11 protein-coding genes and 2 tRNA genes are annotated in these 17,181 nt (G+C 72.4%); 6 read left to right on the plus strand and 7 right to left on the minus strand.

The window, feature by feature from the left end; all coding sequences use genetic code 11:
• The first annotated feature begins 65 nt into the window (after positions 1-65).
• The 4 genes from PGH47_RS20930 (at position 66) to PGH47_RS20945 (ending at position 5,783) form a co-directional block, all read left to right on the plus strand.
• Complete coding sequence (locus PGH47_RS20930; RefSeq protein ID WP_271664704.1) at positions 66-644, plus strand: hypothetical protein; 579 nt, start codon at positions 66-68, stop codon at positions 642-644.
• Positions 645-776: 132 nt separating this feature from the next.
• The gene (locus tag PGH47_RS20935) at positions 777-3,743 is read left to right on the plus strand and encodes a SpoIIE family protein phosphatase (RefSeq protein WP_271664705.1); all 2,967 of its coding nucleotides are present in this window, start codon (positions 777-779) and stop codon (positions 3,741-3,743) included.
• A gap of 160 nt (positions 3,744-3,903) precedes the next feature.
• A complete protein-coding gene (locus tag PGH47_RS20940; RefSeq protein ID WP_271664706.1) occupies positions 3,904-4,749 on the plus strand; it encodes a PP2C family protein-serine/threonine phosphatase in 846 nt (281 codons plus the stop codon).
• A gap of 5 nt (positions 4,750-4,754) precedes the next feature.
• Positions 4,755-5,783, plus strand: a complete 1,029-nt coding sequence (locus tag PGH47_RS20945; protein WP_376050946.1) for an MASE1 domain-containing protein — start codon at positions 4,755-4,757, stop codon at positions 5,781-5,783.
• Between the two features lie 110 nt (positions 5,784-5,893).
• Here PGH47_RS20945 and PGH47_RS20950 read toward each other — a convergent pair.
• Together PGH47_RS20950 and PGH47_RS20955 are read right to left on the minus strand one after the other, a co-directional pair.
• Positions 5,894-5,966: transfer RNA gene (locus tag PGH47_RS20950), tRNA-Arg, on the minus strand.
• Between the two features lie 219 nt (positions 5,967-6,185).
• A tRNA-Ser gene (locus PGH47_RS20955) sits at positions 6,186-6,276 on the minus strand.
• Between the two features lie 169 nt (positions 6,277-6,445).
• Between PGH47_RS20955 and PGH47_RS20960 the strand changes: the two genes are divergently transcribed.
• Entirely contained in the window at positions 6,446-6,940 is a 495-nt protein-coding gene (locus PGH47_RS20960) for an SSI family serine proteinase inhibitor (RefSeq protein ID WP_271664707.1), read from the plus strand.
• Between the two features lie 379 nt (positions 6,941-7,319).
• Complete coding sequence (locus PGH47_RS20965; protein WP_271664708.1) at positions 7,320-11,762, plus strand: PAS domain-containing protein; 4,443 nt, start codon at positions 7,320-7,322, stop codon at positions 11,760-11,762.
• A gap of 108 nt (positions 11,763-11,870) precedes the next feature.
• Here the strand turns inward: PGH47_RS20965 and PGH47_RS20970 are convergent, their stop codons facing one another.
• The 5 genes from PGH47_RS20970 to PGH47_RS20990 form a co-directional block, all read right to left on the minus strand.
• Positions 11,871-13,514 (minus strand): long-chain fatty acid--CoA ligase, encoded by a 1,644-nt coding sequence (locus PGH47_RS20970; protein ID WP_271668109.1) that lies wholly within the window; start codon positions 13,512-13,514, stop codon positions 11,871-11,873.
• 233 nt (positions 13,515-13,747) lie between these two features.
• Entirely contained in the window at positions 13,748-14,308 is a 561-nt protein-coding gene (locus PGH47_RS20975; RefSeq protein WP_214332635.1) for a SigE family RNA polymerase sigma factor, read from the minus strand.
• 146 nt (positions 14,309-14,454) lie between these two features.
• The gene (locus PGH47_RS20980) at positions 14,455-15,621 is read right to left on the minus strand and encodes a lipid-transfer protein (RefSeq protein WP_271664709.1); all 1,167 of its coding nucleotides are present in this window, start codon (positions 15,619-15,621) and stop codon (positions 14,455-14,457) included.
• The gene (locus PGH47_RS20985; protein ID WP_271668110.1) at positions 15,618-16,040 is read right to left on the minus strand and encodes a MaoC/PaaZ C-terminal domain-containing protein; all 423 of its coding nucleotides are present in this window, start codon (positions 16,038-16,040) and stop codon (positions 15,618-15,620) included. The genes PGH47_RS20980 and PGH47_RS20985 overlap by 4 nt, the downstream gene beginning before the upstream one ends.
• Positions 16,041-16,075: 35 nt before the next feature.
• Positions 16,076-17,080 carry a bifunctional MaoC family dehydratase N-terminal/OB-fold nucleic acid binding domain-containing protein gene (locus PGH47_RS20990; protein WP_443048511.1) on the minus strand — a complete coding sequence of 335 codons (1,005 nt, stop codon included), beginning with the start codon at positions 17,078-17,080 and terminating at the stop codon, positions 16,076-16,078.
• Positions 17,081-17,181: the final 101 nt, after the last annotated feature.

The following is a 17,181-nucleotide window of genomic DNA, read 5'->3' on the forward strand; positions in this document are numbered from 1 at the left end:
GCTGAAGCCGGGCCGGGATGAGCTGCATCCCGTTGAGGATGCCGCCCGCCCGGAAGGAAGCCGCCATGGAATCGCAGCGCCAGTCGAAGCCGAGCCCGGCGCCGTCGAGGCCGGGTCCCCTCTCCTCGTTCGTCCGGTTCGTGGTGTGCGGCGGCGGTGTCGGTCTGCTCTCCAGCGCGGCCGTACCGATGCTGGCCGCGGCGATGCCCTGGGCGGTCGCGAACGCCCTGGTCACCGTCGCCGGCACGCTCCTGTGCACCGAGTTGCACGCCCTGTTCACCTTCGGCACCGGCCGGCGCCCCGACTGGCGGCGGCACATGCAGTCCTCGGGGTCGGCCGTCGCCGCCTATCTGGCCACGACCGCCGCGATGTTCGCGCTGTACGCCGTCCAGCCGTCGCCCGGCATGTTCTGGGAACAGACCGTCTACCTCACCGCCTCCGGGCTGGCCGGCATCGGCCGCTTCCTGGTCCTGCGGCTGGTCGTGTTCGCCGAGCGCAACGAGCGCGACCAGCGCAACGATCGGGTCACGCGCAGCGAGACGCTCGTGCCCGGCGAGCCGAACCTCCGCCTGATCCCGGAGAGGGACACCGCGCGCCGGCAAGTGGCTCCCACACAGCCCGCGTTGATCACGGCCGCCGCATAGCCGTCAATCCCAAGGCATCCCAACTCCACCTCCTCATCCGTCTGTTGACTTGCCGTCAGTGCACTTCACGGCACCCGTGAGGATCTTGCGAAGCGAGGGTTTACCACGTGCCCGAACGGTAAAGTCCGCGACATGAACGCTCGGCTGGCACTGCTCAGCACGGTGGCCCCCGGTGTCGCGGAAAGCGAGGTCTTCCGGCTGGCACTCCAGCACGCGGTGGGCGAGCTGGGCGCGCTGGGCGGCATGATCCACCTGCGGGGCCCGATGTCCGCGCTACGCCTGGTGTCGACCGCCGGGCTCCCGCCGGCCCTCACCCGTTCCTGGGAGATCGTCGGCCAGGAGGGCCCCTTGGCCCCGGCGCTCGCGCTGCGCGAGGGCAACGGCGTCTGGGTCCCGCTGAGCCCGGCCGGCGCCGCCGACTCCCCGGACGCCGCCTGGCCCGGCACCGGCCTCGCGGCACTGCCGCTGTACAGCGGCAACCGCGGCACCGGCGCCCTCAGCGTCCTGATGGACGCACCCGGCGAACCGGGGCCCGACCACTGGGAGTTCCTGCGGGCCGTCGCCTCCTGGACCGAGGACCGCATGGGCCAGGCGCCCCCGCCGACGGGCCCCGTACGGCCCGCCCAGCAGCCCGAACACAACGGCGAGCGGCTGCGCCAGGCCCTGAAGGAGGTCAGCGTCGGCTCCTGGGACTGGAACATCCGCACCGGCGAACTGATCTGGGACGAAGCGGCCCTGGAGCTGTACGGCACCCTGCCCCAGGACTACACCGGCAAGGTCGAGAACTGGATGCGGTGCGTCCACCCCGACGACCTGCCGCCGACGCTCGCCGCGGCGGACCGCGCGATCCGCACCGGCGAGGTCTTCGAGGCCGAGTACCGGGTGCGCAAGCTGGACGGCACCTGGGGCTGGACGCAGGCCCGCGCCAGACCGACGTACGACGAACGGGGCGAACCGCATCGGATGATCGGGGTGGGCTGGGACAGCAACGAACCCCGTTCCGCCCGTGACGCCCTCAGCCGGGCCCTGCGGCACATGAGCGACGGCTTCCTGGCGATGGACGACGACTGGCGCATCACCTTCGCCAACCTGGAGGCCGAGCGCACCCTCGGCTTCTCCGAGGAGGAGCTGTTCGGCTGTCTGCTGTGGGACCTGCCCGCCGCCGAGCAGGTGCCCGGCCTGGAGATCCGCTGCCGGCAGGCCGCCGCGGCGGAGAAGTCGGTGAGCTTCGACGTACGGCTGCCGAACGGCCGCCTGTGCCATCTGCGGCTGGTGCCGGGCCCCGACGGCCGCACCATCTACTTCACCGACGTCACCGAGAAGCGGCGGCTGGAGGAGGAGCGCCGGTCCGCCGAGCGGGCGGCCACCGAGCGCGCCGCCCGGATAGGGGAGCTGACCGCGGCCCTCGCCAAGGCGACGACGTCGGTGGACGTGGTGGACGCGGTCGCGCGCGGCGTGCTGCCGCCGTTCGAGGCTTCCGGTCTGGTGGTGCAGACCGTGGAGGGCGACCGGCTGCACACGGTCGGTTCCGTCGGCTACCCGGACGACGTCCTCGCCGTGCTCGACGGCCGTGAGCGCACGCAGTCCAGCCCGCTGTGGGACGCGATCCTCGCCGGTACTCCCCTGTTCCTGTCCACCCCCCACGAGTTCTCCGCCCACTACCCCGAGCTGGCCGACCTGCCCGCCCGCGCCGGCAAACAGTCCTGGGCGCTGCTCCCGCTGACGGCCTCCGGGCACACCTTCGGCATCTGCGCGGTCACCTTCGACCACCCGCGCCGCCTCACCGACGAGGAGCGCACCCTGCTGACCGCGACCAGCGCCCTGGTCGCCCAGGCCCTGGAGCGGGCCCGCCTCTTCGACGCCGAGCACACCCGCTCCCGCGAGCTCCAGCGCAGCCTGCTCCCCCGGGACCTGCCCGACCTGCCCGCGTGCTCGGCCGCCGCCCGCTATCTGCCGGCCGGCCAGGGCATGGACGTGGGCGGCGACTGGTACGACATCATCCCGCTGTCCGGCGGCCAGGTCGCCCTGGTCGTCGGCGACGTCATGGGCCACGGCCTGCCGGAGGCGGCCACGATGGGCCGCCTGCGCACGGCCGTGCACACCCTGGCCGACCTCGAACTGCCGCCCGACGAGATCATGAGCCACCTCAACGACATCGTCGGCGCCATGGGCGAGGAGTCGTACGTGACGTGTCTGTACGCGTTGTACGACTCCACGACCCGCGTCTGCTCCATAGCGAGGGCGGGCCACCCGCCGCCGGCCCTGCTGCACCCCGACGGCACGGTGGTCTTCCCGCCCCTGGCGGCCGACCCGCCCCTGGGCGCGGCCGAGCCCCCCTTCGAGACGGCGGAGATCCAGGTCCCCGAGGGCAGCGTGCTGGCGCTGTACACCGACGGCCTGGTCGAGTCGTCCAGGCGCGAGATGGACGAGGGCATGGCGGCCCTGGCCGAGGTGCTGCGTACCGCCCACGCGGACGGCACGGTGACGGACCTGGAGCTGCTCTGCGAGCGGATCACCTCGACCCTGCTGCCCGCCGGCCAGCAGACGGCCGACGACGCGGCCCTCCTCCTGGCCCGGATGCACGCGCTGCCCGACTCCCGCATCGCCTCCTGGCCGCTCGCCAAGGACCCGAGGGCGGCGGGCCAGGCCCGCGCCCTGATCCGCAAGCAGCTGACGGCCTGGGACCTGGAGGACCTCACCCCCACGACCGAACTGCTGGCGAGCGAGCTCGTCGGCAACGTCATCCGCCACGCCAGGGGCCCCATGCGGCTACGGCTCCTGCACGGCGCCGCGCTGATCTGCGAGGTCTTCGACGGCAGCCTGACGATGCCGCGGATACGCCGGGCGACGGAGACGGACGAGGGGGGCCGCGGCCTCCAGCTGATCACCGCGCTGTCGCAGCGCTGGGGGACCCGGTACACGCCGACCGGCAAGTGCATCTGGACGGAACAGACCCTCCAGACGGCACCGGACGCCGTACGGGACGAACCGCGACAGATGGCGCCCGACCCGCTGGAGCGGATGTTCCTGGGCCTGCCGGGGCTGGGGGAGGACTTCGACGGGGACCTCGACGCGCTGGCCTTCGGCGACCAGGACTGAATCGGTTCGTCAATCGGTCGTCAGTCCGTTCGTCGATCGGTTCGTCGATCGGTTCGTCAGCCAGGGAGGACCCTCCCGTCACCGCGGGGTACCGTGAAAGCGCCACATATGCGACGTATCGCCGTATACAGCGCTCCGCAGGAACACGGGGTGTGATGCCATGGCCCATCGCCGCACCGATTCGGCCGGTGCCACCAGAGAGCTGCTCCAGGAGCTCGGGGATCTCACCGGCCGGATTCTGGACCAGATCAAGCTCCACCAGGCACGCGTCGAGCTCGCCGCCGCACTCCAGCGCCAGGTGCTCACCGCCGAGCTGCCGGACGTGCCGTACCTGCGGGTGGCGGGCCGGTACACACCCGCGCGGATCGGTCTGGACATCGGCGGCGACTGGTTCGACGGCTTCCGGATGCCGGACGGCTCGGTGGGCTTCGCGATCGGGGACGTCCAGGGCCACGACGTCGAGGCCGCGGCGCTGATGGGCCAGGTCCGCACCTGTCTGCGCGCGGTCGCGACCGCCACCACGGACCCGGCGGAGGTGCTGGGGCACACCAACGACCTGCTGGTCGCGATGGCCTCCGAGCTCTTCGTCACCTGCACTTTCCTGCGTTTCGACCCGGCCACCAGGGAGCTGCGCGACGCCCGCGCAGGGCACGTACCGGCGGTCTGGGCCACGACCGGCGGCCACTGCGAGATCGTCCTGGAGGACGGTGGCCTGCCGCTCGGCATCAACGCCGGCGAGCACTATCCGTCGTCCCGCCGGCACCTGACCGACACGGGCGCGTTCGTCCTGCTCACCGACGGTGTGGTGGAGGGCCCCGGCTACCCCATCGACGACGGTCTCAAGCGAGTGGCCGACCTCGTCGGCGACGGCTGCGACGCCGAGCCCGCGGACCTGGCCGCCCAGGTGATCAAGGTCGCGGACCTGACCGGCCACAGCGACGACGCGGCGGTCCTCGTCCTGCGCTACGGCGACTTCGGTGACCTCGGTGACCTCGGCGGAGGGTGAGTGCCATGTACGGCCTTGTCGCCCCCATGACACCGCAGAAGACGGACGGCCCCCGGCTCCGCGACTACGCCATTCACGCCCTGCGCCTGACCATCGTCGCGGCCGCCTACTACGGCAGCGCCAAGCTGGGCCTGGAGCAGCAGCTGGTACGGGGCCAGGTCACGCCCTTCTGGCCGCCGACCGGCATCGCCCTGGTCGCCCTGCTGATGTGGGGCCTGCGCATGTGGCCGGGCATCGCGATCGGCGCGTTCGTCGTGAACGCGCCCCTCGGACCGTCGATCCTGCCCGTGCTCGCCATCGTCGCCGGCAACACGATCGCCCCGGTCTGCGCCTGCCTCCTGCTGCGCCGCGTTCGGTTCCGCCTCGCACTCGACCGGCTCCAGGACGCCCTGGCGCTGGTCTTCCTCGGCGCCCTGAGCGGGATGCTGATCAGCGCGACGATCGGCACGGGGGTCCTCGTGGCCTCCGAGGCGCTGACGGCCGACGACTTCTGGCCGACCTGGTCGGTGTGGTGGACGGGCGACGCGATGGGCGTCCTCGTCATCGCACCCCTGCTCCTGGCCGCACGCACCCTGCGCCGACCACATGACGTCCCGCTGCTGCGCTGGGCCGAGGCGGCGGCCCTGCTGGCCGGCACGACCGCGGCCTCCGTCGTGGCCACCCGCAGCCCCCTCAACCTCCTCTTCCTCGTCATCCCCTTCCTGATCTGGGCGGCCTTCCGCTTCCAACTCCAGGGCGCCGCACCCTGCGCACTGATCACGTCGGTGGTCGCGATCATCGCCGGCGCGGCGGGAGTGGGCCCGTTCTCCGGCCAGGACCTCCTGGCCAAGATGGTCATCCTCCAGGCCTTCAACGGCACCGTGGCCCTGACGTGCCTGCTCCTCTCGGCCACCATCGCCGAACGCAACCAGACGGTCCGAGCCCTGAGAGAAGCCTGCGAACGCCTCACGGAGGCCCTGTCCCGCCTGGTCCCGGACCAGCCCCTGAACCACCACGCGACCCTGCACATGGAAGACCACAAGGACAACAAGTAGCCCCGGACGCCCGTGGATCGCGCACCCACACCCCGAACCGTCGGCGTCCCCGCGGAACTTCACCAAAAACACCAGAGGCCCCAGATTTCTCCGGGGCCTCTGATCCAATGTGCACTCGGCAGGATTCGAACCTGCAACCTTCTGATCCGTAGTCAGATGCTCTATCCGTTAAGCTACGAGTGCTTGTTCTGTTTTCCCGCCGCTCCCGGCCCTTCCGGCCCGCTCGCGGCGACAGGAAGAACATTACATGACTGCCGCCGCCATGTGAAATCCGTTTGGCCCACCCCTTGTGAGCTGGGAAAACGACCTCTGAGGCGTTCGACGGGCGGGTGCTGGAGCAGGCGTCCGAGTGGCGTGAACGACGAAGCCCCGGTCCTAGGACCGGGGCTTCGTGATCGAGCGCGGAGGCGGAGGGATTTGAACCCTCGATGGGCTTTAAGGCCCAAACCGCATTAGCAGTGCGGCGCCATAGACCGGACTAGGCGACGCCTCCAGCACAGCCGCCCGCGCGAGCGCGAGTGGTGCGTGCAGATGATGACACAGTCGAGCGTGCTGTCACCAATCGACTCCCACGGTACTAGGCGGAGAGGTCGCAGGGCAAAGCCCTTCCGGCGTGCTTTCGAGGGCCGCAACGTCGGACGGCGTCCGGCGTTAGTCAGGTCATGTTGCAGGTCAACCGTTCCGCCCGGGCCGGCCACCTTCGCCGGGTCCTCCTCACCGCCACCGGCGCCCTCGCCGCCGTAGGGCTCACCTCCGTCGCGCCCGTGGCCGCGGCGCCCGCCGCCGTCCCGTCCGCCAAGGACCCCGACCGCGCCGGCGACCACCTCACCGTCACCGTCCGCGACGCCGGCGACGGCGCCGACGGGACCCACGAGCTGACCTGCCATCCGGCAGGCGGCGACCACCCCCGTGCCGCCGACGCCTGCGCCGCGCTCGACAGCGGCACCCGTTGGGGCAAGGACGCCTTCGCCCCCGTACCCCAGGGCACCTTCTGCACCATGCAGTACGGCGGGTCGGCCACCGCCCACGTCACCGGGACCTGGGCCGGGCGCCCCGTCGACGCCCGCTACGACCGCAGCGACGGGTGCGAGATCGCCCGCTGGAACCGGCTCGTGCCGCTCCTGCCCGACGTGCGGGCGCAAGGACGCCGGTTGTAGAGCGCCGAGAGCGGCTGAAGAGCCGAAGCGTCGGATCGCCGGCGGGCCCCGGCCGGCGTCGATGAGACGAAGGTCCGATGTGCGGTCCGTCGAGGGCCTCACCCGTCCCCCGTCGCACAGGCTTTCCATACCGGACGTACCGGATCCGCAAAAGTCCCGCGAAGGTCTCGCGAAGTCGTCATGGACAGCGGGCGCACGCGGGAAGGACGACGGCAGGGGCGGTCATACGTTCTGGGTCACTTCGTCGTGCGACCTCCCTCTCATCCGACGTCGCGAGCGCAACCCCAACCCTTAGACTCCCTCGCGTGACACGCCGCGGGCCGGTTGGCAAGATGGCCCGAGCGGTCGGCAAGGTGCGGTAACAGGGAGGAAGCGTCTCGTGAGCAGCAGGCCATCCCGAGGCGCTGCTCGCCTCGCAGCCATACTCGATGCGCTTCCCGATGCGTTGGTGCTGGTCAACGCCAATGGGACCGTCGTCAACGCCAACACCATCGCCCTGGAGGCCTTCGAGGCCCCGGGGACCGCTCTGGTGGGGCGCGGGCTGCTCGATCTGCTTCCGCAGTTCGACTCCAAGCTCATCCCGGGCTCCATGCGGCGGCCCGATCACATGGACCCGCAGGGCCGGACCAAGCCGACCCGGATGACGGCCCGGCGCACCGACGGCAGCGAGTTCCCGGTCGAGGTCACGTCCGCGAATCTCGAGAACGGCGGCCAGGCCTACGACGGCTACGGCTACACCGGCGACGAGCTGCTCATGCTCGTCGTACGGGACCTCTCCGGCACCGTCGACACCGAGGCCGAGCTGGCGCGTTCGCAGCGGCAGACCGAGATGATCCTGCGCGCCGCCTCCGAGGGCGTCGTCGGCACCGACACCGACGGGCGGATCGTCCTCGTCAACCCGGCCGCCGCCCAGATACTGGGTTACCGGGCCAGCGACCTCGGCGGGCGCGAGCTGCACACGCTCGTCCTGCACTCCCGTGCCGACGGGTCGCCCTTCCCGTACGAGGAGTCCCCGCTCGCCGACACCCTGCGCTCCGGGCGCAAGCACCGGGTGCGCGGGCAGGTGCTGTGGTCCAAGGGCGGGGACGAGGTGTCCGTCGATCTGACGACCGCGCCCGTGCGCGACGGCGACCAGCTCGTCGGCGCCGTGATGACCTTCACCGACCGGCGGCCCTACGACACGCTGGCCGAGGAGAAGGACTCCGAGCGGAAGCAGCACGAGGACGAACTCGAGAGGCTCGCCGAGGAGCACGCCTCCGAGCTGACCGCCCTGCGGCAGAAGCACGTCACCGAGGTCGAGGAGCTCCTGGAGCGGCACGCCGAGGAACTCGCCGCCGGCGAGGACCGCTACGCCGCCCTCGGCGAGCGCGAGAAGGACCGGTACGAGGCGCTGTCCGGGCGGCACGACCAGCTGCTGACGCTGCTCGCCGGGTCGCTGCGCGGTCCGCTGGACGAGCTGCGCCGTGAGCTGGCCGCGCTCGCCGCCGACGACGCGGGGCAGTTGTGGCCCGAGGCCAACCAGGTGCTGCACCATCTGTCGGCCGGCTACTCGCGGATCACGACGCTGATCGACAACGTCCTCGGCTACCAGCGGCTGGACTCCGGCGTCGATCAGGTCGTCCGTACGAAGGTGATGCTCGACGCCGTCGTCGCCGCGGGTGTCGACGGGGCCGTGGACCTCATCGGCCCGGGGCGGGTGCAGTTCGCCGTGCACGCGCCTCCCATCGAGGCCGAGGTCGACCCGCAGCGTCTGGCCACCGCGCTCGCGCATCTCGTCGCGGACGTCGCCGGGGTCGACGCGACCGGCAACTCGCCCGTGTCCGCGGGCGGTTACATGGACAACACCGTCGTGGTGGCCGCGGCGCAGCGCGGTGAGGTCGTACGGATCGAGGTGCGCGGGCCGTATCCCGGGGGAGACCCGGTGCACGAGCCGATCGTGCGCGGGATCGTGCGGGCCCACGGCGGAGTGCTCCAGACGCACGAGGTGCCCGGGATGAGCGGCAGTGCGTTCGTCCTCGAAGTGCCCATCGGTGGTGGGGCGGGGGCCGTTGCCGCCGCTCCGGCCCTTGCCATTGATGCCACCCCGGCGGGGGACGGGACCGACGGGACCAATGGCGCGAACGGGGCCGAGGGCGGCGGCACCGGACGGCGGCGGGCCCGGCGGTCCTCCGTCGACGCCTTCCTGGAGAGCGACTCGCCCGAGGCCGAAGCCGAGGGTTCCGCCGATGCCGAGTCCTCCGCGCCCACCGGTCGGCGGCGCAGGCGTGCCGCCTCCGCGCCCGAACTGCCCGCGGGCACGGGTGACGGTGGCGGCGAGGTCTCCGGCGGCACCGGACGGCGCCGCGGACGTCCCGCCGAGGACGGCGACGGCGGCGACGGCGACGGCGGTGTCTCCGAGGGCGCCGTCATGACGGCCGCCGAGCACGCGGCCGGAACCGCCGCGACCGGGAACGGCCTGGGCGGGACCGTACCGCCGCAGGGCGTGCCCGGCCCGGGTGGACGGCGTGCCCGGCGGGACGGCGGGGAGCAGCACGCGCTGCCGCCCGCCCTGCCCGCTCCGGCCGCCGACGCGGCTCCGGCCGACGGTTCCGGTACGGCCGCACCGGGCGATGCCGCCCAGCCGACCGGACGGCGTCGCCGTGCCCTGGCCGCCGCGGCCGAGCGCAGTGCCGCGCAGGCGCAGGCGCAGGAGGCGGGGCCCCGTACGGTGTTCGCGCTGCCGCCGGCCGAGGCGGACCGCGCGCCCGCCGGGGCGGCGGAGGGGCCGGGCCGGGCTCCCGGCGCGGCTCCTGCTGCCGCTGCTTCGATGACTCCGGCTTCGCCTGTGGCTCCGGTTCCGGTTCCCGGACAGGCTCCTGCCGCCCCCCAGATTCCTGGGCAGGGGGCGCCGGGAGGCGTACGGGGCGACGAGGGCCGGCACGATGCCGTGCCGCACGACCAGGCCGACGACCACACCCCGCCGCAGCCGCACCCCACCAGCGCACCGACCGGGCGTCGTCGGCGTGCCGTTGCTCCGCCCGCGGAGGCGGTCGGCGCGGCGGCGCAGGAGGTCCCGGCGCAGGGGATTCCTGGACAGATGGCTCCGGGGCAGGTTGCTCCCGGGCAGCAGATTCCCGGACAGGTGGCTCCGGGGCAGGTTGCTCCCGGGCAGGTGGCTCCGGGGCAGCAGATTCCCGGACAGGTGGCTCCCGGACAGGTTGCTCCGGGGCAGCCGGTGCCGGCCCAGCAGGCGCAGATCCAGCAGGCGCAGGCCCAGGCGATGCCCGGGCAGCCCGTGCCTGCCGCCGGTCAGGCCCGGACCGCGCCGGGCGCCGTCGCTCCGGGTGGGCCGCTGCCCATCGAGGCGGCCCCTGGTCAGGGCGTTCCCGCGCAGGGCACGCCGGCGCAGGGCGTTCCGGCCCAGCAGCCGTGGCCCGCCGGTGCCGACGACAGCTCCGGCGCGGGGACGGTCGTGGCGCCCGAGGGTGCCGCCACCCCCGTACCGCCGAATCCGAACGCCCCCCAGCCGGCACAGCCCGCGCAGCCGCACGGCACCCCCGCTCCGGGTACTCCCCTGCCTCCCGAGGCCGCGGCCGGTCAGCAGCGGGCGGCGCAGCCGCTTCCCGCCGAGGCCGCCGCTCCGGCCGGTCCCGGCGCTCCCGTCGACCCGAACTCGACACAGGGCCGCGCGATCAGTGTGCGGACGTTGGGGCAGGGCGTGCCCTTCACCCGGCAGGCCGCTCAGGTGCAGCAGCCCTCGCAGTCGTCGGCCACGCCTCCCCCGCATCAGACCAACGGCGGACGCCGTCGCAAGCTGGGTACGCCGCCCGACCCCGCGGCGCGTGCCGGTGGCCCGGCGGAGCAGGGGGCGCGGCCGCATCCGCCGGCCGAGCAGCCGGTGCCCGCGGCGCAGCCGCAGCCGTCGGCCGGTGGGCAGCCCCAGCCGCAGCCGTCGATGGCCGGGCAGTCACGGCTCGCGCCGGCTGCCGAGGCGGCCGGACGGTCTTACGCCATAGGCGCCCCGGACGAGAACGCCGCCGAGGGACCCGAACCCCTGGACGGGCCGGGCGGGGCCGTCGAGGTGGCCGACACTCCGCGTCCGCAGCCGATGGACGACGAGCTGCCGCCGGAGCCGCTCGACAACCCGCGGCGGCTGCTGGTGTGGCCGGCGCCGGATGTGACGACCCAGCAGGCGCTGAGCGACCGCGGCTACCGGCCGGTGATCGTGCACTCGCGCGAGGAGGTCGACGCGCAGATCGCGGCGTTCCCGGCCGCGCTGTTCGTCGACCCGCTGACCGGGCCGATCACCCGTACCGCGCTCCAGTCCCTGCGGCAGGCCGCCGTCGCGGCCGAGGTGCCGGTGATGGTGACGGCGGGGCTCGGACAGGCCTCGCGTGAGGCGGCGTACGGCGCCGATCCCGCCGTACTGCTGAAGGCGCTGGCCCCCCGGGACAGCGAGCAGCACCCGCCGCGCGTCCTGCTGATCGAGGAGCACGCGGAGATCGCGCTGGCGCTGACCGCGACGCTGGAGCGGCGTGGGATGCAGGTGGCGCGGGCCGCGAGTGACACCGACGCGGTGATGCTGGCGGGCGACTTCCGGCCGAACCTGGTCGTGATGGACCTGATGCAGGTGCACCGCCGGCAGGCCGGGATCGTGGACTGGCTGCGCGCGAACGGCCAGCTCAACCGCACCCCGCTGGTCGTCTACACGGCCGCCGTCGACCAGGCAGACCTGCCCCGGCTGGCCTCCGGCGAGACGGTGCTGTTCCTGGCGGAGCGCTCGACGAGCCCCGAGGTACAGGCCCGGATCGTGGACCTGCTGTCGCGGATCGGGACCAACTGAGGGACGGTGCCCACGCGCCCCTGAAAGGGGCGCGGGGAACTGCGCGAGCAACCACGAACCACCCGCAGCCGCCCGACAACAGTTCCCCGCAACTCCTACAGCGCTTCCTCAGAGCTGGGTGACGTCCAGCCCACCCTCCGCGTACTGCCTGCGCAGCACCTTCTTGTCGAACTTGCCGACGCTGGTCTTGGGCACCGCCTCGATCACCGTCCAGCGCTCCGGAAGCTGCCACTTCGCGATCTTGCCCTCTTCGGCGAGGAAGGCGCGGAGCGTCTCGAAGTCGGCGGAGGCGCCCTCCTTCAACACCACCGTGGCCAGGGGCCGCTCGCCCCACTTGTCGTCCGGCACCGCGACCACCGCGGCCTCGGCGACGTCCGGGTGGGACATCAGCGCGTTCTCCAGGTCGACCGAGGAGATCCACTCGCCGCCGGACTTGATGACGTCCTTGGCGCGGTCGGTGAGGGTGAGGAAGCCATCGGCCGAGATGGTGCCGACGTCGCCGGTCTTCAGCCAGCCGTCCTCGCTGAACTTGTCGGCGGGGCGCAGCGGTTCGGCGTCGGGGCCGTTGTAGTAGGCGCCGGCGATCCAGGGGCCGCGCACCTCGAGCTCGCCCGCCGACTCGCCGTCCCACGGGATGCGCTCGCCGCCGGGTCCGGTGAGCCGGGCCTCGACGCTCGCCGGGAAGCGCCCCTGGGTGAGCCGGTACGCGAACTCCTCCTCCGTGCCGACCGCGTGGGCCGGCGGCCGGGCGACCGTGCCGAGCGGGGAGGTCTCCGTCATGCCCCAGGCGTGGCAGACCCGCATGCCCAGGTCGTCGAACGCCTTCATGAGCGACGGCGGACAGGCCGACCCGCCGATGGTGACCTGGCCGAGGGTGGAGACGTCGCGCGGGTTCGCGTTGAGCTCGGCGAGCAGGCCCTGCCAGATGGTGGGCACGGCGGCCGCGTGCGTCGGCTTCTCGCGCTCGATCATCTCGGCGAGGGGCACGGGCTGCAGGAAGCGGTCCGGCATCAGCATGTTGACGCCGGTCATGAACGTGGCGTGCGGCAGGCCCCACGCGTTGACGTGGAACTGCGGGACCACCACGAGCGAGGTGTCCTGGTCCGTCAGCCCCATCGACTGGGTCATGTTGACCTGCATGGAGTGCAGGTAGATCGAACGGTGCGAGTAGACGACGCCCTTCGGGTCGCCCGTGGTGCCGGAGGTGTAGCACATGGCGGCGGCCTGCCGCTCGTCCAGCTCCGGCCAGTCGTACGTGGTCGGCTTGCCGGCGATCAGGTCCTCGTACTCGTGGACCTGGACGGAGGCGTCCGCGAGGAGGGAACGGTCGCCCGGGCCGGACACCACCACGTGCTCGATCGGCTTGAGGTGCGGAAGCAGCGGGGCGAGCAGGGGGAGGAGCGAGCCGTTGGCGATGACGACCCGGTCGGCGGCGTGGTTCACGATCCAGGCCAGCTGCTCGGCCGGGAGCCGGAGGTTGAGGGTGTGGAGGATCGCGCCCATGGAGGGGATCGCGAAGTACGCCTCGACGTGCTCGGCGTTGTTCCACATCAGCGTCGCGACCCGCTCGTCGCCGACCACGCCCAGGTCGTCGCGCAGGGCGTGCGCCAGCTGGGCCGCGCGGTCACCGACCTCGGCGAAGGACCGGCGGTGCGGCTCGGCCTCACCGGTCCAGGTGGTGACCTGCGATGTGCCGTGGATCGTGGACCCGTGGGCCAGGATCCTCGAGATCAGCAGCGGTACGTCCTGCATGGTGCTCAGCACGGCGTCCTCCCGGGGGCGACATTGCCTACGCGGTAGTAAGGGTTGCGGAGATTCTGCGCGCATACCGCGCGGTATGTCACTAGGGCCGGGTGATCGATCATGTCACGTTGCGTTCACAGAGCTCTGCCGGTAGGGGTGAGAGAGAGCTGCCGCCGAGGGTGAGGGGAGGGGCTCACCGCAGGCCGCGCGGGTCCTACCGGACCGGGCATAGCTCCGGCTCCTCACCGAACCAGGCCCAGCTCCGGGTCCTCGCGCAGCTTGCCGAGCGCTCTCGACACCGCCGACTTCACCGTGCCCACGGAGACCCCGAGGACCTCGGCCGTCTGGACCTCGCTGAGGTCCTCGTAGTACCGCAGGACGACCATCGCCCGCTGCCGCGCCGGCAACCGCATGATCGCCCGCCACATCGCGTCGTGCAGCGCCTGCTGCTCGGCGGGGTCGGCGTCCTGGCCGGACACCGGCTCCGGCTCGGGCAGCTCGTCGCAGGCGAACTCGTCGACCTTGCGCTTGCGCCACTGCGAGGTCCGGGTGTTGAGCAGGGCCCGGCGCACATAGCCGTCGAGGGCACGGTGGTCCTCGATGCGCTCCCAGGCCACGTAGGTCTTGGTCAGCGCGGTCTGCAGCAGGTCCTCCGCGTCGCTCGGGTTCGCGGTGAGCGAGCGGGCGGTACGCAGCAGCACCGGCTGGCGGGCCCTTACGTACGACGTGAAGGACGGATACGTCGCGCTCGGCAGGGACCGCGTCGCGGCGTCGGAAGCGCTGGTGCAGACGGGTGTGGTCATGGCTCCACGCTATGAGCGACCCCTACTTCGGCGGATCGGCCGCAGGTGCCGAAGCCACGTCCGCCTCAGGTTGTAGGGGTGGGGCTGACTCCACCTCCTGAAGGTGGACGAGGGAAGGACGCCTACTGCGGGATTACCCCTGAGGGTCACCCGTCGGCAGCAAGCACCAGCCCCGATGTCGGCACCCCTGTCCCGGCCGTCACCAGCACCCGCTCGGCCCCCGATATCTGGTTCACGGACGTACCCCGCACCTGCCTCACCCCCTCCGCGATGCCGTTCATACCGTGCAGATACGCCTCCCCGAGCTGGCCCCCGTGAGTGTTGAGCGGCAGCCGCTCCTCGGCCACGAAGCCCGGGGCCTCGCCCTTTCCGCAGAACCCGAACTCCTCCAACTGCATCAGCACGAACGGGGTGAAGTGGTCGTACAGGATTCCCACGTCGATCTCCCCGGGCCCCAGCCCCGCCGTCCGCCACAGCTGCCGCGCCACCACGGCCATCTCCGGCAGGCCGGTCAGGTCGTCCCGGTAGAAGCTCGTCATCTGCTCCTGCCCGCGGCCCGCACCCTGGGCCGCGGCGGCTATCACGACCGGTGCGTGCGGCAGGTCCCGGGCCCGCTCGACGGACGTGACGACGATCGCCTGTCCGCCGTCCGTCTCCTGGCAGCAGTCCAGCAGCCGCAGCGGCTCGACGATCCAGCGCGAGGCCGCGTGGTCGGCGAGGGTGATGGGTCTGCCGTGGAAGTACGCGGCCGGGTTGGTCGCCGCGTACTTGCGGTCCACCACCGCCACATGCCCGAACGCGTCCGGCGTCAGCCCATAGGTGTGCAGATAGCGCTGCGCCGCCATCGCCACCCAGGAGGCCGGGGTGAGCAGCCCGAACGGCAGCGACCAGCCGAGCGCCGCGCCCTCCGCCGAGGGCTCCCGGTGCTGCACGCCCGAGCCGAACCTGCGGCCCGACCGCTCGTTGAAGGCCCGGTAGCAGACCACCACCTCCGCGACACCGGTCGCCACCGCCAGCGCCGCCTGCTGGACGGTCGCGCAGGCCGCGCCGCCGCCGTAGTGGATACGGGAGAAGAAGGACAGCTCCCCCATCCCGCACGCCTGCGCCACGGTGATCTCCGGGCTGGTGTCCATCGTGAACGTCACCAGCCCGTCCACGTCCCCGGGTGTCAGACCCGCGTCGTCCAGCGCGGCCCGCACCGCCTCCACGGCCAGCCGGAGTTCGCTGCGCCCGGAGTCCTTGGAGAACTCGGTGGCCCCGACACCGACGATCGCCGCCCGGCCGCCCAGGGCGTCCCGCTCGCGCACGCTCATGCCTGCCCCTCCGCGGACGCGATGACGGACGGCTCTCCGGCCGGCACGGTCACCGTCACCGTGCCGGTCACGTGCTTGCCGATGCCGTTGGCCCCGACCACCCGTACCGTCGCCGTGTCGCCGTCGACCTCCTCGACGCTGCCCGTCAACACCATGGTGTCTCCCGGGTAGTTGGGTGCCCCCAGTCGTATGGCCACCTTGCGCAGGACGGCCGTCGGTCCGAAGTGGTCGGTGATGTAGCGGCCGACCAGGCCGTTGGTCGTCAGGATGTTCATGAAGATGTCGGGGGAGCCCTTCCGGTGGGCCAACTCCGTGTCGTGATGCACGTCCTGGTAGTCGCGGGAGGCGATGGCCCCGGCGACGATCAGGGTGCGGGTGATCGGGATCTCCAGCGGCGCCAGTGCGTCACCGGCCCTGATCCGGCTTCCCTTCGCCTTCCTCCGCCCGTCACCGCTCATGCGACGGCCTCCTCGGCGTCCCGGGCACGCCAGACCGGCAGCACCAACTCCTCGTCGCACTGATGGAATTCGAGCCGCACCGCCATCCCGATCCGCACCTTGTCGTACGGCACCCCCAGCACGTTGCCGATCATCCGCACGCCCTCGGACAGCTCGATCAGGCCGACCGCGTAGGGAGGGTCGAAGGCCGGGAACGGGGGGTGGTGCATCACGACGTACGAATAGACCGTCCCCTCGCCGCACGCCTCGACCGTGTCCCAGTCCGGACCCCCGCAGGCGTAGCAGCCGGGCAGCCAGGGGTGGCGGAGCGTGCCGCAGGCGGTGCAGCGCTGGATGAGCAGCCTGCGCTGCCGGACGCCTTCCCAGAAGCCGGCGTTGTCCCGGTTGACGACGGGCCGGGGGCGAGTGGGCCGCTGCCTGCGGTCACTGTCCGGCTGTGCCTCACGGTCGCTCGCCGACCGGGGCCGGCGGTCACTGTCCGGCCGTGGCTGCCCCGCCTCCCGGCGTGCGGGTGCGTACTTGAGGATGCGGAAGCGGTGGGTGCCCGCGAGGTCGGGGCCGACGTGGATGTCCGTGCGGGTCGTGACGAAGTAGCCGGTGCCGAGCTTGGTGGTCTTCCTCTCCGACACCGACTCGATGACCGAGTCGAAGGTGATCTCGTCCCCCGGGCGCAGGGGCCGTAGATACTCCTGCTCGCAGTCGGTCGCGACCACCGACGTGCAGCCCGCCTCGTCGAGCAGGCCGAGCAGTTCGTCATAGGCGTGGGCGCGGCCCGGCTGGCCGGTGAGGCCGCTCATGGTCCACGCCTGGAGCATGGTGGGCGGCGCTATGGCGTCGGGGCCCGAGTACGCCGGGTTGGTGTCGCCCATCGCCTCGCACCAGTGCCGGATCATGGCCGCGTTCACAGGATCCTTGCCCGGACGCGCCACCGCGGCGGGCCGGCCCTCGTATGCCTTCAGCCGCGTGTCGAGCTCGTCGTCCGTCGCCACCTCGTGGCTCACCCCCGGCCCGTATCCCACCGTCGTCCCCTCGTCCCCATCGCCCCACGGCGCATCGCACTGACACTTCTGGTACACCGCGAGTGCCGATCCGGTTCCCACGA

The sequence above is a fragment of the Streptomyces sp. HUAS 31 genome (genome assembly GCF_028198125.1).
Classification (GTDB): Bacteria; Actinomycetota; Actinomycetes; order Streptomycetales; family Streptomycetaceae; genus Streptomyces; species Streptomyces chartreusis.

What these genes read in the sequence shown, in the direction of transcription:
- PGH47_RS20935 (WP_271664705.1), top strand. Translation starts at nt 777, where the DNA reads ATGAACGCTCGGCTGGCACTGCTCAGCACGGTGGCCCCCGGTGTCGCG.
- PGH47_RS20940 (WP_271664706.1), top strand. Translation starts at nt 3,904, where the DNA reads ATGGCCCATCGCCGCACCGATTCGGCCGGTGCCACCAGAGAGCTGCTC.
- PGH47_RS20970 (WP_271668109.1), bottom strand. Translation starts at nt 13,514, where the DNA reads ATGCAGGACGTACCGCTGCTGATCTCGAGGATCCTGGCCCACGGGTCC.
- PGH47_RS20960 (WP_271664707.1), top strand. Translation starts at nt 6,446, where the DNA reads ATGTTGCAGGTCAACCGTTCCGCCCGGGCCGGCCACCTTCGCCGGGTC.
- PGH47_RS20980 (WP_271664709.1), bottom strand. Translation starts at nt 15,621, where the DNA reads ATGAGCGTGCGCGAGCGGGACGCCCTGGGCGGCCGGGCGGCGATCGTC.
- PGH47_RS20945 (WP_376050946.1), top strand. Translation starts at nt 4,755, where the DNA reads ATGTACGGCCTTGTCGCCCCCATGACACCGCAGAAGACGGACGGCCCC.
- PGH47_RS20930 (WP_271664704.1), top strand. Translation starts at nt 66, where the DNA reads ATGGAATCGCAGCGCCAGTCGAAGCCGAGCCCGGCGCCGTCGAGGCCG.
- PGH47_RS20975 (WP_214332635.1), bottom strand. Translation starts at nt 14,308, where the DNA reads ATGACCACACCCGTCTGCACCAGCGCTTCCGACGCCGCGACGCGGTCC.